This is a genomic window from Paenirhodobacter populi, from assembly GCF_004022215.1.
In the GTDB taxonomy this organism is placed as follows: domain Bacteria; phylum Pseudomonadota; class Alphaproteobacteria; order Rhodobacterales; family Rhodobacteraceae; genus Rhodobacter; species Rhodobacter populi.
In genome coordinates this window covers 135432-157645 of record NZ_SAUZ01000014.1, presented here as the reverse complement: position 1 = coordinate 157645, position 22214 = coordinate 135432, and the positions used below count along the sequence as shown (strand labels likewise).

At 67.0% G+C, this 22214-nt stretch carries 21 protein-coding genes; 14 read left to right on the top strand and 7 right to left on the bottom strand.

Going from position 1 to position 22214, the window contains the following annotated elements; all coding sequences use genetic code 11:
- Window positions 1-94 precede the first annotated feature (94 nt).
- A complete protein-coding gene (locus tag D2T30_RS13180; RefSeq protein WP_128209229.1) occupies window positions 95-997 on the bottom strand; it encodes a hypothetical protein in 903 nt (300 codons plus the stop codon).
- Between the two features lie 96 nt (window positions 998-1093).
- On the opposite strand from D2T30_RS13180, the gene hslV reads away from it, so the two are divergent.
- From hslV to D2T30_RS13165, 3 genes are read left to right on the top strand one after another with little or no spacing between them, the layout of a single operon-like run.
- A complete protein-coding gene (gene hslV, locus D2T30_RS13175; protein ID WP_128180393.1) occupies window positions 1094-1651 on the top strand; it encodes an ATP-dependent protease subunit HslV in 558 nt (185 codons plus the stop codon).
- The gene (hslU, locus tag D2T30_RS13170) at window positions 1648-2949 is read left to right on the top strand and encodes an ATP-dependent protease ATPase subunit HslU (RefSeq protein WP_128180395.1); all 1302 of its coding nucleotides are present in this window, start codon (window positions 1648-1650) and stop codon (window positions 2947-2949) included. Before hslV ends, hslU begins: the two co-directional genes overlap by 4 nt.
- Window positions 2950-2990: 41 nt before the next feature.
- Window positions 2991-4091 (top strand): alpha/beta hydrolase, encoded by a 1101-nt coding sequence (locus D2T30_RS13165; RefSeq protein ID WP_128209228.1) that lies wholly within the window; start codon window positions 2991-2993, stop codon window positions 4089-4091.
- On the opposite strand, the gene D2T30_RS13160 is transcribed toward D2T30_RS13165, so the two are convergent.
- From D2T30_RS13160 to D2T30_RS13150, 3 genes are all read right to left on the bottom strand, one after another.
- A complete protein-coding gene (locus tag D2T30_RS13160; protein ID WP_128209227.1) occupies window positions 4092-4682 on the bottom strand; it encodes a Smr/MutS family protein in 591 nt (196 codons plus the stop codon).
- The gene (mltA, locus tag D2T30_RS13155) at window positions 4679-5437 is read right to left on the bottom strand and encodes a murein transglycosylase A (protein WP_128209226.1); all 759 of its coding nucleotides are present in this window, start codon (window positions 5435-5437) and stop codon (window positions 4679-4681) included. Before mltA ends, D2T30_RS13160 begins: the two co-directional genes overlap by 4 nt.
- Window positions 5438-5551: 114 nt before the next feature.
- Window positions 5552-6208, bottom strand: coding sequence for a Tim44/TimA family putative adaptor protein (locus D2T30_RS13150; RefSeq protein ID WP_128209225.1), 657 nt, complete (start codon window positions 6206-6208; stop codon window positions 5552-5554).
- A 105-nt stretch (window positions 6209-6313) separates the two neighbouring features.
- Here D2T30_RS13150 and D2T30_RS13145 point away from each other — a divergent pair, with 105 nt between their 5' ends.
- From D2T30_RS13145 to D2T30_RS13120, 6 genes are all read left to right on the top strand, one after another.
- Window positions 6314-6802, top strand: coding sequence for an FxsA family protein (locus D2T30_RS13145; RefSeq protein ID WP_128209224.1), 489 nt, complete (start codon window positions 6314-6316; stop codon window positions 6800-6802).
- A 73-nt stretch (window positions 6803-6875) separates the two neighbouring features.
- Entirely contained in the window at window positions 6876-7382 is a 507-nt protein-coding gene (gene secB / locus D2T30_RS13140) for a protein-export chaperone SecB (protein WP_128180407.1), read from the top strand.
- Between the two features lie 107 nt (window positions 7383-7489).
- A complete protein-coding gene (idi, locus tag D2T30_RS13135) occupies window positions 7490-8023 on the top strand; it encodes an isopentenyl-diphosphate Delta-isomerase (protein WP_128209223.1) in 534 nt (177 codons plus the stop codon).
- Window positions 8024-8418: 395 nt separating this feature from the next.
- On the top strand, window positions 8419-10125 hold the full coding sequence (locus tag D2T30_RS13130) for an autotransporter assembly complex protein TamA (RefSeq protein WP_241651267.1): 1707 nt from the start codon (window positions 8419-8421) through the stop codon (window positions 10123-10125).
- A complete protein-coding gene (locus D2T30_RS13125) occupies window positions 10125-13709 on the top strand; it encodes a translocation/assembly module TamB domain-containing protein (RefSeq protein WP_128209221.1) in 3585 nt (1194 codons plus the stop codon). The genes D2T30_RS13130 and D2T30_RS13125 overlap by 1 nt, the downstream gene beginning before the upstream one ends.
- 42 nt (window positions 13710-13751) lie before the next feature.
- Window positions 13752-14963: an acyl-CoA dehydrogenase gene (locus D2T30_RS13120; protein WP_128209220.1), complete on the top strand. Its 1212-nt coding sequence runs from the start codon at window positions 13752-13754 to the stop codon at window positions 14961-14963.
- On the opposite strand, the gene D2T30_RS13115 is transcribed toward D2T30_RS13120, so the two are convergent.
- On the bottom strand, window positions 14948-15772 hold the full coding sequence (locus D2T30_RS13115; protein WP_164881704.1) for a YihY/virulence factor BrkB family protein: 825 nt from the start codon (window positions 15770-15772) through the stop codon (window positions 14948-14950). The genes D2T30_RS13120 and D2T30_RS13115 overlap by 16 nt on opposite strands.
- 160 nt (window positions 15773-15932) lie before the next feature.
- Between D2T30_RS13115 and D2T30_RS13110 the strand changes: the two genes are divergently transcribed.
- Window positions 15933-16769 (top strand): universal stress protein, encoded by an 837-nt coding sequence (locus tag D2T30_RS13110; protein WP_128209219.1) that lies wholly within the window; start codon window positions 15933-15935, stop codon window positions 16767-16769.
- A gap of 42 nt (window positions 16770-16811) precedes the next feature.
- Here D2T30_RS13110 and D2T30_RS13105 read toward each other — a convergent pair whose 3' ends face one another.
- The gene (locus tag D2T30_RS13105) at window positions 16812-17303 is read right to left on the bottom strand and encodes a hypothetical protein (protein ID WP_128209218.1); all 492 of its coding nucleotides are present in this window, start codon (window positions 17301-17303) and stop codon (window positions 16812-16814) included.
- 173 nt (window positions 17304-17476) lie between these two features.
- On the bottom strand, window positions 17477-18289 hold the full coding sequence (locus D2T30_RS13100) for a response regulator (RefSeq protein WP_128209236.1): 813 nt from the start codon (window positions 18287-18289) through the stop codon (window positions 17477-17479).
- A 114-nt stretch (window positions 18290-18403) separates the two neighbouring features.
- Here D2T30_RS13100 and D2T30_RS13095 point away from each other — a divergent pair, with 114 nt between their 5' ends.
- The 4 genes from D2T30_RS13095 (at window position 18404) to D2T30_RS13080 (ending at window position 22214) form a co-directional block, all read left to right on the top strand.
- Window positions 18404-18562, top strand: coding sequence for a NepR family anti-sigma factor (locus D2T30_RS13095; protein ID WP_128180423.1), 159 nt, complete (start codon window positions 18404-18406; stop codon window positions 18560-18562).
- A complete protein-coding gene (locus tag D2T30_RS13090) occupies window positions 18559-19161 on the top strand; it encodes an RNA polymerase sigma factor (protein ID WP_128180425.1) in 603 nt (200 codons plus the stop codon). The genes D2T30_RS13095 and D2T30_RS13090 overlap by 4 nt, the downstream gene beginning before the upstream one ends.
- Window positions 19158-20933, top strand: a complete 1776-nt coding sequence (locus D2T30_RS13085) for a sensor histidine kinase (protein ID WP_128209217.1) — start codon at window positions 19158-19160, stop codon at window positions 20931-20933. Before D2T30_RS13090 ends, D2T30_RS13085 begins: the two co-directional genes overlap by 4 nt.
- A gap of 69 nt (window positions 20934-21002) precedes the next feature.
- Window positions 21003-22214 carry a hypothetical protein gene (locus D2T30_RS13080; RefSeq protein ID WP_128209216.1) on the top strand — a complete coding sequence of 404 codons (1212 nt, stop codon included), beginning with the start codon at window positions 21003-21005 and terminating at the stop codon, window positions 22212-22214.

The window sequence follows — 22214 nt, the reverse complement described above, 5'->3', positions numbered from 1 at the left end:
AGGGGGCCAGCCCCCTCTTGGCCTTCGGCCAATTCACCCCCGGGATATTTATGGAAAAACGACGGCAGGAAGATCGTTACGGCACGCGCGTGCTTCAGAGTGGCCAGTCATGTCCGCGCAGGGTGGCAAGGATCTGGTCTTCGCATTCCGGCCGCCCGGCGTTGATCGAGCGCATTTGCAGGAACCAATACAGGTATCGGTCGAACGCCGGCGCGGGGCGGGGCGCGAAGGCGGCGTCGAGCCCGTCGCGGGGCACGCTGCCGGCGATGTGGTGAAAGTCGATCCGGGCGAAAAGCACGGCGGGCTTGCGCAGGAAATATCCGTGCAGCGCCAGCGCGCTGTTCTGCGTCACCACCCGGTTGCAGGTGGCCAGCGCCTCCATCGACCCGTCCCGCCGCACCGTCAGCCGGGAATGCGCCGCCGCGAGGGTTTCCAGTGCCGCGATTTCATCGGCGGAATAATCCTCGTTCGGATGGAGCGTGGCGATGACCGGCCGCCCGCTGTGCGCAAGCGTCTGGCGGATCATGCCGAGCGGGCTCATCGACTGAAAGCCGCGATGGTCCAGCAGCCGGCCCTGCAGCGGCATGAAGATATGGCCGTCGTCGCGCGTCTCGATCCCCTCGGGCCAGAGCCGCCTGCGCCAGCCGGCGACGAAGGACCCGGCCGTATCGGGGACCGTATCCGGGTCGAAGGGCTCGGCCACGATCGGCCAGTCCCAGCGGGCGGCCACCGCCTCGATGTTCCAGAAGGCGCCCAGATAGCGCCGCCGGCAGGTCAGCGCGCGGTCATGGGTGGGCTCTTCCATGTGCCAAAGGGCATATCCCGGCCGCCCCGGCGCGGCGAGCCGGTTGGCAAGCGTGTTTTCGGCGAAGATCACCCGCCAGCCCCGCCCCTCGACCGCGCCGCGCAGGCGGGCGAAGAAATTGTGCTCGCCCCGCTCCGCCCGGCGGAGCGTCGCCGGGTCCAGATAGATCGTCAGGGTTTCACGTGTCGTCATGGCCGGAGGTTATGCGCCTGCGCGGGGATCAGGCAAGGGGGGCAGGGTTGCACCCGCGGCGACGGACGCTCATATCTGCCGCAAACGGAGGTTCGAATGGCGGAAGACAGATTTCCCGGTTGGCATGGCACGACGATCATCGGCGTGCGCAAGGGCGGGCGCGTGGTGGTTGCGGGCGACGGGCAGGTGAGCCTGGGCCAGACGGTCATCAAGGGCACGGCGCGCAAGGTGCGCCGCCTTGCCCCCGGCGGGCGCGACGTGGTGGTGGGCTTTGCCGGGTCCACGGCGGATGCGTTCACCCTGCTCGAACGGCTGGAAAAGAAGCTCGAGGCCGCGCCGGGGCAACTGGCCCGCGCCTGCGTCGAACTGGCCAAGGACTGGCGCACCGACAAATACCTGCGCAATCTGGAAGCCATGCTGATCGTGACGGATGGCGATGCGCTGTTCGTCCTGACCGGCGCGGGCGACGTGCTGGAACCCGAACATGACATCGCGGCGATCGGATCGGGCGGAAACTATGCGCTCGCCGCCGCCCGCGCGCTGATCGACAGCGATCTGGACGCCGAGGCGATCGCCCGAAAGGCGATGTCCATCGCCGCCGAGATCTGCGTCTACACCAACGGCAACGTCACCGTCGAAAGCATCGCCAAATGACCAATCTGACCCCCCGCGAAATCGTTTCCGAACTCGACCGTTTCATCATCGGGCAGGCGGATGCCAAGCGTGCCGTCGCCGTGGCCCTGCGCAACCGCTGGCGGCGCCAGCAGCTTGCGCCCGAGATGCGCGAGGAGGTCTATCCCAAGAACATCCTGATGATCGGGCCGACCGGGGTGGGCAAGACCGAAATCTCGCGCCGTCTGGCAAAGCTGGCGAAGGCGCCCTTCCTCAAGGTCGAGGCGACGAAGTTCACCGAGGTGGGCTATGTCGGCCGCGATGTCGAGCAGATCATCCGCGACCTCGCCGATGCCGCGGTGATCGAGACCCGCGCCCGGATGCGCGAGGAGGTCAAGGCCCGCGCCCATGCGGCCGCCGAGGAACGGGTGCTTGCGGCGATCGCTGGCCCTGACGCGCGCGAAAGCACGCGCGAGCTGTTCCGCGCCAAGCTGAAATCCGGCGAGCTGGACGGCAAGGTGATCGAGCTTGAGGTCGCCGACACATCCGGCCCGCAGGCCGGGGTCTTTGCCCCGCCGGGCATGGAAATGCAGATGCAGGGCATTCAGGACCTGTTCAAGGCCTTCGGCGGCGCGCGCCGGGTGCGGCGCAAGATGACCGTGGCCGAAAGCTACGATCTGCTGATTTCCGAAGAGGCCGACAAGCTTCTGGACGACGAGGCGGTGAAGGCCGCGGCGCTGGAAGCCGTGCAGCAATCCGGCATCGTCTTCATCGACGAGATCGACAAGGTCTGCGCCCGCGCCGATGTGCGCGGCGGCGATGTCAGCCGCGAAGGGGTGCAGCGCGACCTGCTGCCCTTGATCGAGGGCACGACGGTTTCCACGAAATACGGCGCGGTGAAGACCGATCACATCCTGTTCATCGCCTCGGGCGCGTTCCACATCGCCAAGCCCTCGGACCTGCTGCCCGAACTTCAGGGCCGCCTGCCGATCCGGGTCGAGCTGCAACCGCTGACCGAGAACGACTTCACCCGCATCCTGACGGAAACGGACAATGCGCTGACCCGTCAGTATGTCGCGCTGATGGCGACGGAAGAGGTCACCGTGACCTTCACCCCGGACGGCATCGCCGCGCTGGCCCGCATCGCGGCCGAGGTGAACCGCTCGGTCGAGGATATCGGGGCGCGCAGGCTTTACACGGTGATGGAACGGGTGTTCGAGGAACTGTCCTTCACCGCCCCCGACCGTCCGGGCCAGACTGTCACGATAGATGCGGCTTTCGTCGATAAGCATCTGGGGGATCTCGCCGCCTCTGCGGATCTGAGCCGTTACGTGCTCTGATCGCGGGGCGCGCGGCTCGCTGTCCCAGGGAGGCCCCGGCATTGCGCAGTTTCGTCCTTGTGATCGCGGTCGTCCTGGCCGGCTGTTCGCCGCGTGGGGAGTTGGCCTATGGGCCTTTGCCCGAGGCGCGCACCCTGCCGGTGTTCGTGGGCTCCACCCGCGCGCCGGCGGCGGGCGATCCGGCCAGCTTCGACTGGAAGCGGTCCGAGGCGCTGCGGCTGGCGCGCTTCGACGTGGCGGTGCCGCCCGACCATCAGCCCGGCACGCTGGAGATTCCCAATCCGCGGCGCAGCATCGACCCGCGCCGCGACTTCCTTGTGGCGCGCTCGGAACAGTTCCGCACCGATGCCGCCTTCCGCGCCGACCTGCGCCGGCAGCTTGCCCGCTCGGGCGGCGAGGCGGTGGTCTTCGTCCACGGCTACAACACCAATTTCGCCGAGGGGCTGTTCCGCTTCACCCAGCTTGCGGCGGATTTCGATCTGGAAGGCGCGCTGGTCCATTACGCATGGCCGTCGCGCGCGCAGGTGATGGGCTATGCCTACGATCACGATTCCGTGCTGTTTTCCCGCGACGGGCTGACCGATCTGCTGCATGAGGTCCGCGCCGCCGGGGCGAAGCGGATCATCCTCGTCGGCCATTCGATGGGTGGCTTCCTGACGATGGAGGCGCTGCGGCAACTGGCGTTGCAGGGCGACCGCGCGACGCTTGGCCGGATCGCGGGGGTGGTTCTGATCTCGCCCGATATCGATGTGGGGGTGTTCCGTTCGCAGGCGCGCGACATCGGCGCGCTGCCGCAGCCTTTCATCGTCTTCACCTCGCAGCGGGACCGGGCGCTGGGCCTTTCGGCGCGGGTCGCGGGCGAGGATACGCGGCTTGGCAACCTGCATGACATCAACCCGGTGGCCGACCTGCGGGTGATGATGATCGACACGGCGGCCTATGACACGCGGGGCGGGCATTTCAACATCGGCAATTCGCCGGCGCTGATCCGGCTTCTGCGCGGCTCGCAGGGGTTGGCGAAGACGCTGGAACGCGATCAGTCGCGCCACCACGATCCCTTCGCCCGCGCCGCGCTGACCGTGCGCAATGCGACGCAGATCGTCCTGCAGCCGTTGGAGGCGATCGGCGATGCGATCAACTGATCAGCGCAGCCGGCGCAGATAGATGTAATAGGCGCCCGAGCCGCCGTGCTTCAGATGCGCCTCGGTCACCTGCAGCACGACCGAGGCGAGCGGCGGCAGACGCAGCCATTGCGGCACCTGATGGCGCAGGATGCCGGTGCGCACCGGGATCGGCCCGTCGTCCTGCGCGCGCTTGCCCTTGCCGGTGATGATCAGGATCAGCCGGTGCCCCCGGTCCTGCGACGACAGGACAAAACGGATCAGGCGCGGGTGCGCCTCGGCCAGTGTCATGCCGTGCAGGTCCAGCCGTGCCTCGGGTTCCAGCTTGCCGCGGGTCATGGCCCGGTGCGCCTTTCTGTCCATCGCCACCGGCTGGCGGGCCAGATCCTCGCCGATCGGCGGGACGAGGTCATGCGTCGTCTTGGGCGTAGGGGCGTTCTCGCCGGGGCGAAAGGGGCGCAATGCGGGGTTCGGCGCCTTGGGCGGCGGCATGAGGTTGCCCTTCGCGGGCGCAGGCGCATCGGGTTGTTTCGGATGCATCGCATGGGTCGAGGCGGCGACCCGCGACCAGAGTTCGCGATCCTCCTCGGACAGGCCGCGGCGGCGTTTCATCCCCGCCTCCTGAGCCAGATCATCCGGCCCGGCGTGTTGATCGCGCCGGCGATCCGCCCGGCCTCGCTCCCCGAGCCGATGAAGATATCGCCCCGTCCCGCCCCCCGGATCGCCGATCCGGTATCCTGCGCCACCATCAGCCGCGCGCCGAAGCCCGGGCAGTCGATCCAGACGGGCGCACCCAGCGGGATCACCTCGGGGTCCACCGCCAGACTGCGCCCCGGCGTGACCGGCAGGCCCATCGACCCGATCGGCCCCGTTTCGGGCGGCAGGTCGAGGATGCGGAAGAAGACGAAAGAGGGGTTGGTGTTCAGCAGGTCCGCGACCTGATCCGGGTTGGCGGCGCACCAGTCGCGGATCGCATCGGGCGTCATCCGTTCGGCCGGACCCACGCCGCGCCGCACCAGTTCGCGCCCGATCGAGGCGTAGGGATGGCCGTTCTTGCCCGCATATCCCAGCCGCAGCACCGCGCCATCGGGCATCCGCAGCCGGACCGAGCCTTGGACCTGCGCCAGAAACGCCTCGATCGCGCTTTCGACAAAGGCGATTTCCCGCCCGGCCAGCAGGTCGCCCGCAACGATCTCCGCCCGCGTGTGCCATGGCGTGGGCAGGCCCTCGGGCATGGCATAGAGCGGGGCGGGAAAGGCCGCCGAGCGGACCGGCGACGCCGCCAGCTCCGGTTCGTAATAGCCGGTGAAGCGGGCGGCGCCGGGCTCGGTGACCTCGACCGGCTCGAAACCGATCTCGAAGGCCATCTTCGCCCCCTTCGCCGTCAGCCGCGGCGCATCAACGGCAAACGCCGCCCATGCGGCGGCGTGGTCGTCTTCGTCCCAAAACGGGATTTCATGAAAGCCAAGCCGTCGCACGGCTCAGCCGCCAGTGGCGACGAGCTGCCAGTTCGGATCGGCGCTGCCCATCTTGCGCGCGAAGGTCCAGATGTCGCGTTGCTTGCGCGGCGTGCGGGCATCGCCTTCGACCACATTGCCCTCCGCATCCTTGGCCGAGGACAGCAGTTCCCCGCCGAAACGGATGGTCAGCTCGGCCTCTTTCGTCGCCGGATCGAAGGTGGCGTTCTGCAACACCAGCTCCCGCAGGCCAAGGAATTCCGCATGCACCGCCAGTCCGCGGGCCTTGCGCGCCTCCACGGCGCCTTCAAAGGCCGCGTAGACATCGGGGGACAGGAACGGCCGGATCTTTTCCAGATCGCCGGTTTCAAAGGCCATCAGGATCATTTCATAGGCCGAGCGCGCGCCTTGCAGGAAATCGCCGACGCTGAAATCGGGTTCCTCGCGCTTCATCGCGGCCAGTGCCAGCGCGGAATCCGAGCCTTCGGGCACGTGATCCACGATGTCGCGGTCCGGCCCGTGTTCGATGATGTCGTCGGCGACGGGGCGCACCGGATCGGGCCGGTCCATGGTGATCGGCTTTTCAAATCCGTCGCGGGTGCCCAGAATGTTCTTCAGACGCAGAATCAGGAAGATCGCGATCGCGGCAAGGACGATGAGCTGGATTACGGCACTTGACATGACTTTTGCGCGGTTCCTGACTGAATCTCTGGTAATTTCGAGCTTTCTCTCCACCTATGTATGCGAAGGGCGCAATCAAGTCCACCAGCGCCCGGAAAGGCTGATATGTGGTTCGTTCCGGGCATTCTTGCCCTCCCTCTCATCGAGATCGCCCTGTTTGTGGTGATCGGTTCGCGGATTGGCCTGTGGGCGACGCTTGGCTGGGTCGTGCTGACGGCGGTGGCCGGATGGCTGCTGATTCGGGCGCAGGGCCTGCGCGCCGTGAACGAATTGCGCCAGGCGACCGAGGAATTGCGCGATCCGACCGGGCCGCTGGCGAATGGCGCGATGACGGTTCTGGCCGGGATGCTGTTGATCCTGCCGGGGTTTTTCACCGACGCCTGCGGGATCTTGCTGCTTTTGCCGCCGGTGCGGGCGCTGGTGCGCCGGATGATCGGCAAAAGGGTGCAGGTGCAGGGCTTCGGCTACCGCGCCGCCCGCGGCAACGGCTTTGATTCGCGGGCCGAGGGGCCGGGTGTCATCGACGGCGACTTTCATGAGATCGAGCCCGACAGCCTGCCGCCCCGCGGGCCTTCGGGCTGGACCCGACACTGAATGCCCGGCACTGAACGATTGAGGCATCGCGGTCGCGGTGCTACACCCCCGCCCAAGTATTCAGGAGAGACCGATGACCGAACAAGTTCCGAATGGCGCCCCCGCACCGGGCATGACCCAGGTCAGGATGCAGATCCTGGCGCAATACGTGCGCGACATGTCGTTTGAAAACGCCGTCGCGATCAAGGGCGTGCAGGCGACCGACGTGCAGCCGGAAATGGCGCTGGCCGTCAACCTCGATGCGCGCAAGCGTCCCGTCGAAAACCAGTATGACGTGATCATCAAGCTGAAGGTCACCGCCTCGAACAAGGCGGACAAGGCCACGCTGTATATCCTCGAGGTCGAATATGGCGGGGTCTTCCATATCGAGGGGATTCCCGAAGAACAGCTTCACCCCTTCCTGCTGATCGAATGCCCGCGCCAGCTGTTCCCCTTCGTGCGCCGGATCGTGTCCGACGTGACCCGCGACGGCGGCTTCCCGTCGTTCAACATCGAGCCGATCGACTTCGTCGGCCTGTATCGCAACGAACTGGCCCGCCGCGCGCAGGCGCAGCAGCAACAGCCGACCAGCGTTTCGTGATCGCGGTCCGGCGGTCGCGGGCGGCGTCCTGCGACATGCTGACCGGGTGACGGATCCCGCCGCCGCGGGCATCCTGCGGCGGTGGTGCTTTCAGGGCGGACCGGAGAATGACCGAGGATCTGATCCCCGCTTGGGTCGATGGCGTTCTGACGCCGGTGGAAAAGCTGTCCGTCCATCGGCGCGGGCTGCGGCACAAGGCGGTTTCGGTCTTCGTGATGGACGGCGACAAGGTGCTGCTGCAACGCCGGGCGGCGGGGAAATACCATTCCGCCGGTCTTTGGGCGAACACCTGCTGCACCCACCCGCATTGGGACGAGGCACCCCGGGATTGCGCGACCCGCCGCCTGCGCGAGGAACTGGGGATCACCGGGCTCTGTCCCGTGCAGTCGGGGCAGGTCGAATATCGCGCCGATGTGGGCGACGGGCTGACCGAACACGAGGTGGTTGACATTTTCCTCGCCGACGCGCCCCGCGGCATGACCATCACCCCCGATCCCGCCGAAGTGTCCGAAACCCGCTGGATCGGGCTTTACGATCTGGTGGCCGAGGTCCGCCGCCACCCCGCGCGCTTCACCCCGTGGCTGTCGATCTACCTTAACGAGCATATGGACCGTATCTTCCACCCCCTGCCGCGCGGCTGACAGCTCCCGAAATTCCCGCCCTCGGACGGGAGGCCGTTTCCGGTGGTTCCGGGCGTGCTGCACGAACGGGTCCGCGTTCATCAGGGAAGACTTCCTGTCGTCGTTTTTCCATAAATATCCCGGGGGTGAATTGGCCGCAGGCCAAGAGGGGGCTGGCCCCCTCCGCGCCCTCCGTTTCCCGATACATGCCGCGGGTTTTACCCCCTTCGCCGGAAAAATGCGCGATCCTGTGCCGGCGGCTCTGGCAATCCCGCGGCAAAGCTGCATCTTGTTGGAAAAAGAACATGGGGGCGCAGGTGTTTCGTTCTGCCGTATTTCTGTCTGCCGGGCTCTTCGCCCTGACATTCGCTCTCTCGGCGGAGGCGAAACCTGCATATAGTTTCGAAGTGCCGGGCGTGTCGGACGACATCGCCGATGCGATCAAGGGCGCGTCGCTGACGCGCGACGCGATGCGCAGCGACGAGGAAACCGGGGCGCAGGACCTGTTCGCCTCGGCCCGGGCGGATTACGAACGCATCATCGGCGTGCTTTACGCGCGCGGCTATTACGCCGGGTCGATCTCGATCCTGCTCGATGGGCGCGAGGCGGCGGGGATTGAGCCGATGGACGCGCCGCAGGCCATCGGCCGTATCGACATCCGCGTGTTGCCCGGCCCGCGTTTCACCTTTGCCCGCGCCGCGATCGGGCCGCTTGCCGGGGGGACGCAGCTGCCCTCGGGCTATCGGCAGGGCGAAACGGCGGGATCGGGCACGATCATCGCGGCGGCAAGGGCCGGGGTCGATGCCTGGCGCGAGGATGGCCACGCCAAGGCCGCCGTCCGCCAGCAGCAGATCACCGCCAATCACCGCACCGAAACGGTCTCGTCGGACATCGTGCTCGACCCCGGGCCGGAGGCGCATTTCGGCATCCTGCATGCGCGCGGCAATCAGCGCCTGCGCACCGAACGCCTGCTGGAAATCGCCGGCTATCCGACCGGCCGGCGCTACACCCCCGAGCGGATCGAGGAAGTCCGCGCCCGCCTGCGCCGCACCGGCATCTTCAGTTCGGTCACCTTGGTCGAGGCGGACAAGCTGCGCGACGGCGACCTGCTCGACGGCGATCTGACCGTGGTCGAGGAACGCCGCCGCCGCATGGGCGCGGGGATCGAATACGGCTCGTCCGAGGGGCTGACGCTGTCGGCCTACTGGCTGCACCGCAACCTTCTGGGCGGCGGCGAAAGGCTGCGGTGGGACGCCGAAATCTCGGGCATCGGCGGCACCACGGGGGGCACGGATTATTCGCTCGGCGTGCGGCTCGACCGGCCGGCGACCTTTTCGCCGGACACTTCGGCCTTCGTCACCTCGACCGTCGCCCGCACGCATGAAGAGGATTACACGCAGGACGCCTATTCGGTGGGGGTCGGCCTTGCGCATATCTTCAACGAACGGCTCAGTGGGCAGGTCGCCATCCAATACGACTGGCAGAAGGTGACGGACGATTCCGGCGACACGATCTACCGGCAGATCTCGTGGCCGTCGTTCCTGCTGTGGGACAACCGCGACAACGTGTTCGACGCCAAGCGCGGCTATTACGGCCGGGTCGGCGCGACGCCCTTCTACGGGCTGGGCGACAGCACCGGATCGGGGATGCAGCTCACCTCGGACCTGCGCGCCTACAAGGCCTTCGGCGCGGAGGGGCGCTTCGTTCTGGCGGGGCGGGCGCAGATCGGCGGCGTGTTCGGGCCGAGCCTTGAAAAGACCCCGCGCGACTACCTGTTCTATTCGGGCGGCGGCGGCACGGTGCGCGGCCAGCCCTACCAGTCGCTTGGCGTTCGGGTGCTGGAAAACGGCACGCTGAAAACCGGGGGCGGGCGCTTCGCGGCCTTCTCGGGCGAATTCCGGGCGGGTCTGACCGAAAGCATCGGCGTCGTCGCCTTCTACGACGCGGGCTATGTCGGCACCGACGACTATTTCAACGACTCGGGCGAATGGCAGTCGGGCGCGGGGGTCGGGCTGCGCTACGCGACGCCCATCGGGCCGATCCGGCTCGATCTTGCCGGGCCGGTCAGCGGCTCGACCGGCGACGGCGCGCAGATCTATCTTGGAATCGGGCAGGCCTTCTGATGCGGAAACTGGCTCTCATCGCGATGCTTCTGCTGCCGCTGCCGGTGGCCGCGCAGGACACCACCACCCCGCCGCAGACCCAGCAGGCGCAGGAGGACGAAACCAGCCGTGACCGGTCCTACCTGACCGGGCTGATCGAGGACAACCTGTCCTCGAAGGGGCGCACCATCCGGCTCGACGGGTTCAGGGGCGCGCTGTCGTCGCGTGCGACCTTCGACCAGCTGACCATCGCCGACGATCAGGGCGTCTGGCTGACGATCCGCAACGGCGCCATGGCCTGGAGCCGCGCCGCCATCCTGACCGGCCGGATCGAGATCCGCGAGCTGTCGGCCGCCGAGATCGACCTAGCCCGCCTGCCGGTCGCGGACGAGGCCGACGCCGCGCCCAGCCCGGAGGCGACGCCCTTTTCCCTGCCCGAACTGCCGGTTTCGGTGAATATCGGCACGATCAAGGCCGACCGGCTGGCGATCGGCGCGCCCGTTCTGGGCGAGGATCTGGCCTTCAGCCTCGACGGGTCCATGTCGCTGGCGGGCGGCGAGGGCAAGGCCGATATCAAGGTCAACCGCATCGACGGCACCAAGGGCGATTTCTCCTTCACCGGGGATTTCATCAATGACACGCGGCAGCTGACGCTCGACCTGCTGGTGGACGAAGGCGCGGGCGGGATCGTGTCGAAGAAGATCGGCCTGCCCGGCAATCCGGCGCTGACGCTGGCGGTGGCGGGCTCGGGGCAGCTGGACGATTTCTCCTCGGATATCGTGCTGAGCACGGATGGCCAGCCGCGGCTGAGCGGCAAGGTCACGCTTGGCACGCGGCCTGCGCAGCTTGAAGGCGCCGCCCCCGACAACACATTCGCCGCCGATCTGGCGGGCGACGTCACCCCGATGCTGCCCGAGGAATATCGCGCCTTCTTCGGCAATGCGGCGACCTTTGTGGCGAACGGCGCGCGCAGCGCCGATGGCGCCATCAGCCTGAGCGATCTTTCCGTCGATGCGGCGGCCTTTTCGCTGAAGGGCGCGCTGGATCTGCAGGCCTCGGGCCTGCCGGAGAAGTTCGACCTGACGACGCGGCTTGGCCTCGCCTCGGGCGAGCCGGTGCTGCTGCCCCTCTCGGGCGAGCAGACCTGGGTGCAGGACGGCAATGTCGCGCTGACCTACGACCGCGCGCAATCGGATCGCTGGACGCTCGACGGCACGGTGAACGACATCGCGCGGACGGAAATGCGGCTGGGTCAGGTGGTGCTGAGCGGATCGGGCACGATCAGCCAGAACCCCGACGCCCCGGCCGTCGACGGCAACGTGCGTTTCGCCGGGCAGGGGATCGCGCTGACGGATCCGGCGCTTGCCGATGCGGTGGGCACGGCGGTTTCCGGCGCGACCGGGTTCAGCTGGAGCAAGGGCGCCCCCTTGCGGTTCACCGGGCTCGACCTGACCGGCAAGGACCTGACGCTTGCGGGCGATCTGAGCTTTGACAACCTGTCCGAGGGGATCGACCTGACGGCGGGGCTGGACCTGAACGCCCGCAACCTGTCGAACTACGCAAGGATTTCCGGGATGCCGCTGTCGGGCGCGGTGGCGGGGCGGATCGACGGCACGGCGACGCTGCTGACCGGGGCCTTCGACATGGCGGCGCATCTGACCGGGCAGGATATCAAGATCGGTCAGGCGCAGGTGGACAACATCCTTGCCGGAACGGCGCGGATCGACGGCTCGGTCCTGCGTGACGAAAAGGGGCTGACGATCCGGTCGCTGACCGCCAATGCCCGCACCCTGAGCGCCGAGGCCTCGGGCCTGCTGGCGACGGGGGCGAGCGATCTGACCGCACGGGTCGCCATTTCCGACATGTCGGTGCTGGGCGGCGGCTATCGCGGCACCGCGAACCTGACCGCCAGCATGAAGGATCAGGGCGACCAGCGTGTCTATGCCGCAAACGGCACCGCGGCGAATGTGGCGATCGGCAATGCGACGGTGGACCAGCTGCTGGCCGGAACCTCGACGCTGGCGGTCGAGGCCGCGCAGCAGGGCGACATCTTCCGCCTGCGCAACCTGTCGGTGCAGAACCCGCAGGTGCAGGTGTCGGCGCAGGGTCAGGACGGCGGCACGGGGCAGAACCTGACGGTCTCCGCGCGGCTCGCCAATGCCGCGATGTTCGCGCCGAACCTGTCGGGTCCGGTCACGGTCAACGGCACGGTCAACCAGAGCGGCAACAATTACGCCGTCGATCTGCGCGGCGCGGGGCCGGGCGGCACGCAGGCCACGGTTTCGGGCACGGTGGCGGCCGATGGCTCGACCGCCAATCTGGCGATCGCGGGGCGCACGGAAACGGCGCTGGCCAATGCCTTCATCGCGCCGCAGTCGATCGAGGGGCCGCTGACCTTCGATCTGCGGCTGAACGGCGCGCCGGGGCTGAATGCGCTGTCGGGCCGGGTGGCGACGCAGAATGCGCGGATGGTGATCCCCTCGGTCGGCATCGTGATGCAGAACATCAACATCGGCGCGGATCTGGCGCAGGGTCGGGCGCAGCTGGGCGGCAGCCTCGCGCTGCGCGACGGCGGCACGATCACCGTCAACGGGCCGATCACCCTGTCGGGCGCCTATCCCGCCGATCTGCGGGTGGTGCTGAACGGCGCGCATCTGCGCGATCCGTCGCTGTATGACACCCGGATCTCGGGTGCGCTGACGGTCTCCGGGCCGCTGACCGGCGGGGCGCTGATCGCCGGGGGGCTGACGCTGGACGAGACGGAAATCCGCGTGCCCTCGGGCGGCATGGGCGGCACCGCGGAAATCCCCGACATCACCCATGTGCACGAGGGGCGGACATCGCTTGTCACCCGGACGCGGGCGGGGCTGGTGGGCGGCGACACGCAGTCCTCGGGCGGCGGCGGCGTGGGCTACCGGCTGAACGTGACGGTCGATGCGCCGCGGGCGATCTTTGTGCGCGGGCGCGGGCTGGATGCGGAACTGGGCGGCTCGATCCGGCTGACGGGCACGACGAACAACATCATCCCGATCGGGCATTTCGGGCTGGTGCGCGGGCGGCTCGACATTCTGGCGAAGCGGTTCGACCTGACCGAGGGGAATGTCGCCCTGCAAGGCGCGATGGTGCCATGGATCCAGTTCGCCGCGACGACCACGCAGGACGACGTGTCGATCACCCTGACGCTGGAGGGCGAGGCGACGGAACCGACGCTGTCCATCACCTCCTCCCCCGAACTGCCGGAGGAAGAGGTTCTGGCGCGGCTGCTGTTCAACAAGGGGTTGAGCAACCTGTCCGCGCTTCAGGCGGCGCAGCTTGCATCCTCGGTCGCCTCGCTGGCGGGCAAGGGCGGCGCGGGGATCATGTCGCGGCTGCGCGAGAGTTTCGGGCTGGATGACCTCGACGTCGGCACCGATGACGCCGGCAACGCCACGGTGAAGGCGGGGAAATACCTGTCCGACAACGTCTATACCGATGTGGCGATCGACGGCACTGGGGAAACCACGCTGAACCTGAACCTCGACGTGACCTCGAACATCACGGCGCGCGGCTCGGTCGGCTCGGCGGGGGATAGCGGCATCGGCCTGTTCTTCGAGAAGGATTACTGATCCGCCGCGGCGGGTCCGGTCATTGGCAGAGGAGGAATGCGCATGGCCCTGAAACCGAAAGACGCGCCGGACCTGTCCCGGTTCGACCGGGAGGATCCCTTCCGGCTGGAGCAGCAGCTGACCGGTGAGGAACGGATGCTGCGCGATGCCGCCCATGCCTATGCGCAGGAAAAGCTGCAACCCCGGGTGATCCGCGCCTTTGCCGAGGACAGCACCGACCCCGCGATCTTCCGCGAGATGGGGGAGATGGGCCTGCTGGGCGTCACCATCCCCGAGGAATACGGCGGTATCGGCGCATCTTACGTTGCCTACGGCCTTGTCGCGCGGGAAATCGAGCGGGTGGATTCCGGGTTCCGGTCGATGATGTCGGTGCAGTCGTCGTTGGTGATGTATCCGATCTACGCCTACGGGTCCGAGGCGCAGCGGCGCATCTATCTGCCCAAGCTCGCCTCCGGTGAATGGATCGGCTGTTTCGGCCTGACCGAACCCGATGCCGGGTCGGACCCCGCGGGGATGAAAACCACGGCGCGGCGGCTCGATGGCGGCGGCTATGTGCTGAACGGCGCGAAGACATGGATTTCCAACGCGCCGATCGCCGATGTCTTCGTCATCTGGGCGAAATCCGAGGCGCATGGCGGCAAGATCCGCGGCTTTGTCCTTGACCGGAACACGCCCGGCCTGAGCACGCCGAAGATCGGCGGCAAGCTGAGCCTGCGCACCTCGGTCACCGGGGAAATCGTGCTTCGCGATGTCGAGGTGGGCGAAGAGGCGCTGTTGCCAGATGTCGAGGGGCTGAAGGGTCCCTTCGGTTGCCTCAACCGGGCGCGCTACGGCATTGCCTGGGGGGTGATGGGGGCGGCCGAATTCTGCCTTCAGGCGGCGCGGCAATACGGGCTCGACCGCAGGCAATTCGGCAAGCCGCTTGCGCAGACGCAGCTGTATCAGCTCAAGCTGGCCGACATGCTGACGGAGATCGCCTTGGGCACGCAGGCCGCGCTGCGCGTCGGGCGGCTGATGGACGAGGCCAATGCCGCGCCCGAGATGATCTCGCTCATCAAGCGCAACAACTGCGGCAAGGCGCTGACGGCGGCGCGGCTGGCGCGGGACATGCACGGTGGCAACGGCATCAGCGAGGATTTTCAGGTGATCCGGCACATGGTGAACCTTGAAACCGTCAACACCTACGAAGGCACGCATGACGTGCACGCGCTGATCCTTGGCCGGGCGATCACCGGGCTTCAGGCGTTCTTCTGACCCTGCCGGGTGGCGGCGATCTCGGCGTTCAGCGCCGCGCCCAGCAGCACCGAGATCGCGCTGACGTAGAGCCACATCATCAGCGCGATCACCGCCCCGATGGAGCCGTAGATCCGGTTGTAATTGCCGAAATTCGTCAGGTAGAACGTCAGGCCGAGCGAGGCCGCCCCCCACACGAGCGCCGCCAGAATCGCGCCAAAGCTGAACATCGGATCGCGCGCCGCCGGGTCGTTCGGTCCGTAGCGATAGAGGATGCCAAGCGCCGTCAGCATCAGCATCAGCATGGCGACCCACGGCAGATCCGAGGTTAGCCAGGCGGCGGGCGCCTCGAACGGCAGGAAGGTTACCGCCAGCGGCACGATGACGATCGTGGCCAGCGCGATCAGCATCACCCCCACCAGCGCGATGGTCAGCAGATAGCCGAAGAAGAAGCCGAAGATCGTGTTGCGCGGCTTGGTGCCGTGGATCAGGTTGATCCCCTCGATCAGCGCGCCGACGCCCGCGCGGGCGGACCACAACGTCACCAGAACCGAGATGATCGCCGGCAGGCCGATCACCCCGCGCGGCCCCGACAGCAGTTCCGTCACCTGATTGTTCAGGAGCGCGAAGGCCTCGGGCGGGATGAAGGTATGGGCGACTTCCATGTAGGAATGGATCACGCCGGGATCGGCGAAAGTGCTCCAGATCGCGATGGTCGCCGTCAGCCCGGGAAACACCGCCAGCATGGCATAGAACGCCACTCCGGCGGAGATCAGCATGATATTCGTGGTCTCGAGCCGCGCGCCGTATCGGCGCAGAAAAGATAACATATGCAAGGCCATGGTTGGATCGGCAGAGCATCGCCGATGCGGCGGGAATGCGCAACCTCCGCGGTCCTCTTTTCCTGATCGGCCTTTTCCCGGGCACGGGAACGGGTTAGCGATAGGAAAGAGATCCGCGGAGCGCCGCCGGATCGCCAGGGAGGCCGCAATGACCGGACGGATCATCGCCTTCGTCGACGGCTCGTTCTATTCGGCGAGCGTCTGCGCCCATGCCGGCTGGGCCGCGACGCGGCTGGGGGCGGGGGTGGACGTGCTGCATGTGGTCGGCCGGCGGCGCGCGACGCGCGGGCTGGGACTGGGGGCCAGATCCGCATTGCAGGCCGAGCTTGCCGCGCTTGACGCGCAGCGCGCGCGACTGGAGGACAGCCGCGGTTTCGCGATCCTCGAGGACGCCGAGGAACTGCTGCGCGCGGCGGGGATCACCGACATATCGGCCGATCTGGTTCACGGCGACCTGCTGGCCGAGCTGTCGTCGCGCGAGGCGGGGGCCGGGCTGCTGCTGATCGGCAAGCGCGGCGAGGCGGCGGATTACGCGACCGGCCATCTGGGATCCAATCTGGAGCGGATCGCGCGGACGGCGACGCGCCCGCTGCTGGTCGCATCGCAGGCGTTCCGGCCGGTGGGCAAGGTGCTGGTCGCGCTCGACGGCAGCCCGGTGGGGTTGAAGATCGCAGATCACATCGCGCGCTCGCCGCTGTTCGCGGGGCTGTCGGTGACGCTTGCGCATGTGGGAACCGGCTCGACGGAAATCCGGCGGCGGCTGTCGGATGCGCAGTCGATCCTGCGCGCCGGCGGGATCGCGGCGGATCTGCGCGTCCTGCCCGGAGAGCCGCAGGTGACGCTGGCCCATCTTGTCCGGGACGAGGCGTTCGACATGCTGGTGATGGGGGTGTTCGGCCATTCGCGCATCCGGTCGCTGCTGATCGGATCCACTACCGCGGCGATGATCCACGCCTGCAGGGTGCCGGTGCTGCTGCTGCGCTGAGGTCCCGGGACCGAAGCCCCGGGGCGGAGGATCTTGCGCCGGTTATTTCAGGTTCGCCACGACCTGATCGGCGAAGGCGTTGATCAGCGCCGTGTAATAGATGCCGGCGTCCTGCGTCAGCGTATCGGGATTCGCGCCTTCGGGAATGAAGGCCGTGGCTTCCGGATAGGCGACGGTCAGCGTGTAATTGTCGAACTTCAGGCCGTCCGTATCCGAACTGATGTTGACGAGGCCCTTCAGCTTCGACTGCGACAGGTCGGCGAGATTGGCCCAGGTGCTGGACAGCTCGACCTCATCGATGTTGATGTCGATCTTGGATCCGCCGGTGTCGACCAGCCGGTCGGGCGCAAGGCGCGCCGCGATGGCGTTTTTCAGATCGTCGGACAGGTTGGTGAAGATCTGCGCGGCTTCGGGGTTCTGGATCGCCGTCAGGTCGACCTCGACGTCGATTTCCTGAACAGGCGTGTCTGCCGCCCAGGCGGCCGCGGTCAGCCCGATGACGGATGCACCGGCGAGCAGGATGTTGCGAATCATGGTTTCCTCCTACTGGTTAAAAGCGATCGGCGCGGTTTCCCGGGCCTCCGCGGTTCAACCCCGGGCGGCCCAAAAGGTTCCCTCGGAGGAGGTAACTTATTGAAAAACTTTTGTTTTGAATGTGAAAGGCCCGGCCCCTGCGGGACCGGGCCGATACCGTCATGTGCGGCGGTTCAGGCGACCAGCGTTTCGGTCGAGGCGAAGAACATCGCCTGACTGACCGCCGACTGGACCTGATTTTCCGCATAGGGCTTGGTGATCAGGAAGGCGGGTTCCGGCTGTTCGCCGGTCAGCAGCCGCTCCGGGAAGGCGGTGATGAAGACGACGGGCAGGTCCTCGAACTGTTCGAGGATGTCGTTCACCGCGTCGATGCCCGAGGAGTTGTCGGCCAACTGGATATCCGCAAGGATCAGGTCCGGCTTTTCGCGCGCGGCAAGCGCCACGGCCTCGTCCCGGGTGCGGGCGATGCCGGTCACGTGGTGGCCCATGTCCGACACGATCGAGGAAATGTCGAGCGCGATGATCGCCTCGTCCTCGATCACCATGACCTTGCCGGCGACGGAATTTTCCATCTCGCGCAGGGCGATCTCGACCAGTTCATCGGCCTCGGACTGGGTGCCGCCGATGATCTGGGCGATTTCCTCATAGGTGAAACCCTCGATCGTGTAGAGCAGCAGCGCCTCGCGCGAATTGGCGGTCAGCGCGCGCATATGCGCCTGAGCGCGGGCCGACAGGCTGGAATCCGGATTGCCGAGCGGCGCCCCCGCCGAGGTCCACACCAGATGGAAGGCATGGAACAAAGCCACCTTGGGGGACATTCCCCCGGCAAAGCCCGCGTCTTCGGCAAGGATCGCTTCCAGTGTCGCGAGGGCGAAGCGGTCGCCCGATTCCTGATTCCCCGTCAGCGCCCGCGCATAGCGGCGCAGGTAGGGCAGGTTCGCGCCGACGGAAGAAGCGTTATCGGAATCCACCATTTCTTTGGTCATTTTTCCCTCGGTCATTCGGTTTTCCAGCTATTTTTCAGTCCGGATTGCAACTTTTACTGGAACCGAACGCCCTTGTCCGAGTTTGGTTCCAAACGAAAGAACAGGATCAGGCAGATGTTCGAAGACTCCCAGGGCAATACGTCAAAAGCGAGACTTCGCGAGCAGATCAATGAGAACCTGAAGCGCGTCTACGAGGATGCGCTGAAGGAAGAGATCCCGGACAGGTTCAAGATCCTGCTCCAGCAGCTCAAGGCGAAGGAATCGAATTCATGATCGCGCGCGGCGACGAAGATCGCAAGCCGGATCAGGTGGAGGCAGGCCGCGATCCGCGCGACGAACTGCCCGAGCATCTGGGCGCCCTGCGCGCCTTCGCGATGTCGCTGACCCGCAATCCGGCGGCGGCGGATGATCTCGTGCAGGATACGATCGTCAAGGCCTGGACGCATATCGACCGTTTTCAGCGTGGCACCAACCTGCGTGCCTGGCTGTTCACCATCCTGCGCAACACCTTTTATTCCGATCAGCGCAAGCGCAAGCGCGAGGTGCCCGATCCCGAAGGTGTCCATGCCGCCACGCTCTATGACAAGCCGGCGCATGACGGTCGGCTGGCGATGACGGACTTCCTGCATGCCTTCGACCAGCTTTCCCCCGAACATCGCGAGGTGCTGATCCTTGTCGGCGCGTCGGGCTTTGCCTACGAAGAGGCCGCCCAGATGATGGGTGTCGCCGTCGGCACGGTGAAAAGCCGGGCCAACCGGGCGCGGGCGCGGCTGGCGGAACTGATGCATCTGGACGGCGGCGCCGAAGGCCTGTTCGATGACGATGCGACGGCACTTGCGGTGATGGGGCAGTCCGGGATCGCGGCAGCATGATCATGCAAGGCCCGTTTCGGGTTTTCGACCGGCTCGGCGTGCGGCTGGTGCTGCTGCTGGCCTTTGCGCTGTTTCCGCTGCTGGTGCTGGCCTCGATCCAGTCGCAATCCATGGAACGCACGGCGCAGGCGCGGTCGGAGGCGGCGCTGATGGGCGAAACCCTGCGGGCGGTTTCCGACAACAACCGCCGGATCCAGGAAGCCGCCGCCGAAGCGCGCCTGCTGTCGACGCTGGTGCTGCCGGTGATCGGTGACGACGCGGCCTGCATCAATCTGATGCGCGAGGCCGCGACGGTGACGCCAAGCGCGACGCTGATCGCCTATGTGCCGCTGGACGGGATGATGCGCTGTTCCTCGGACGGGCGGATTTTCGACGTGCGCGAAAGCCCGCGGTTTCAGGCGATGGCCGCCTCGGACGAGATATCCTACACGGTGGTCGAACGCGGCATCGTGTCGGGTGCATCGGTGCTGAACATCGGCTATCCGGTGCGCGACGCCTCGGGCGCGCGGATCGGGATCATCAGCATCGCGCTGCCGCACAGCGAGCTGGCGGCGCTTGACGGCGGATCGCGGCTTTACATGGATGACAGCGACAAGCCGCTGATCATCATGACCGTCGATTCCGAGGGGCAGATCCTGACCGCCTCGAACGGGCTGGAAAACGCCAGCGGGCAGCTCCCGGTCAACCCGCTGCTGATGAGGCTGAGCGAACGGCAGGCGAGCACCTTTTCCGCCATGTCCCGGCTGGGCGAGCAGCGGGTCTATTCGCTGGTCAGCCTGATCCCCGGGCAGCTTTACGCATTGGGCAGCTGGCCCGCGAATGTGCGCGACGGGATCGGGCTGGGCAGTCCGTTTCCGCCGACGCTGGTGCCGGTGCTGATGTGGTTCGCCTCGCTGCTGATCGTCTATGTCTCCATGCAGCGGATGGTGATCGGCCATGTGCAACGTCTGGGCAAGGCGCTCAAGAAATTCGCATCCGGCAACCGGATCGTCGATGATGCGGATTTTGAGGGCGCGCCGCTTGAAATCCGCGAGCTTGCGCAGGAATACCAACGGATGACCGATACCATCCTGCGCGACGAGGCCGAGCTTGAGGATACGATCCACCACAAGGAGGTCCTGCTGCGCGAGGTCCACCACCGGGTGAAGAACAACCTGCAGCTGATCGCCTCGATCATCAACATGCAGATCCGGCGCGGCCGCACGCCCGAGGTCAAGGCGATGATGCGGGGGTTGCAGGAACGGGTGCTCAGCCTCGCCACCGTTCACCGCGGGCTTTACATGACCAGCGGGCTGACCGACATCGACGCCAAGGAACTGATCTCCGACATCGTGCGGCAGCTGATCCGCGCCGGGACCGGGGCGGACCGGCAGCTGACGCTGGGCACGGATCTGGAACCGATCCGCCTGACGCCCGATCAGGCGGTGCCGCTGTCGCTGCTGCTGACCGAGGTGATGACGAACGCCATCAAATATGCTTCGGCCGATGGCGGAACCCCGGGGTTGCGCGTGACGTTGCATCGTCTGGAAGAGGACATGGCCTGTTTGGAAATCCGGAACACCGTCGCGGCCTCCGGCCCGGAACGCGAAGAACACGATGAGATGACGGGATCGGGTCTTGGATTGCAGCTTGTCGGCGCCTTCGTCCAGCAACTGGCCGGTCAGCTGGAGACCGAAAGCCCGGAGGGGTTCTACATCCAGCGCGTGAAATTTCGCATCCGCCCTCTGAACGAGGCGGAAATGAGGCATGAAGAGGCTGCCGTCAGCCTGTAGGAAACCTGAAGATTCCGGGCCGGGCGGCGGGCCGGGACCGCAACCGGCGAGGAGCAGCCACAGACAGTCATGGAACGCTTGAAGAAGGCAGGGGTGCACGCCCGGGGCCGTGTCGAATATTACCTGACCACGGCCGAGGCCTGGGCCGCGTTCGAGACGGTCGTTCTTGACGCGCGCAGCGAGGTCGTGGCCGTTTTCGACGGTTTCGACGCCGCGGCTCCGGTGCAGACGACGCGCGCACTTCTGGCCGGGGCGACCTGGGGCGACCTGCTGGCGCAGGCCCTGACGCGGGGGGTGAACCTGTCCCTGACGTTCGAGCGGACCAGCCTGTCCGAGGCGCGGATCGAGGCGTTGCGCAAGCAGATCGAGGCCGCGACGAAGCCGGGCCGCCGGCGTGGCGTTCTGGACCTGACGGCGCTGGCGCATCCCGCGCAGGGACATCGGGAGCTGGCCAGTCTGGCGCAGGTCCCGGTGACGCACCGGCTGAACTTCGCGGTGGTGGATGGCAAGACGATGTTCCTGTCGCGGCTTGGCCTGTCGGCGGCGGCGGTGCGCGATCCGCGCCGCGATCTGGCGGTCATCGCGCGCGGCCCGGTGGTGGCCGAGGCCTCGGCGCTGATGGCGTCGTTCGTCGATGTCACGGCGGGGACGGCGGAACCCGGACCGGCGCGGCGGCTGCTGCGCACCTTTTCCCGGCCGGGGCGCGGGATGCGGCGCATCCTCGGCGCGCAGACCATCGCGAACGAGGTGGAATCGGCCCATCACATGCTGATCCGGCGCGCCAGCCGGACGATCTACATCGAGACGCAGGAATTCGACAGCCCGGCGCTGGCGCGGCATCTGGCGCTGCGGGCGAAATCCGCACCGGATCTGCAACTGGTGCTGATACTGCCCGCGCATCCCGCCGGCGCGAAACGCACGCCCGAGGCGCAATGCCTGCATCTGCTGCGCGATGCCTTTGGCCGGCGCATCTTCATCGGCCGGGCGGAAGGGGGCGTCACGAATGTCTCCGTCTTCGACAATGACATGGCGATCGCGGGGTCCGCGGATCTGAGCCGCCGCGCCCTTGGCTACGATACCCATGCCGCGATCTACCTGCGCCCCAGCGATGGGGTCGAGGCGCTGCACCGGCGCCTGTCGCGCCATTGGCTGGGCGATCCGGCGGGGGAGGGCGACGATCAGGCGGCGCAACCCGAAGGGGTGGCCTATTGGCACGCCGTCGCCGCAAGCAACCGCGAGGCCGGGCGCTCCGGCCCGGGCGTGCTGCTGCCGCAGCTGTGA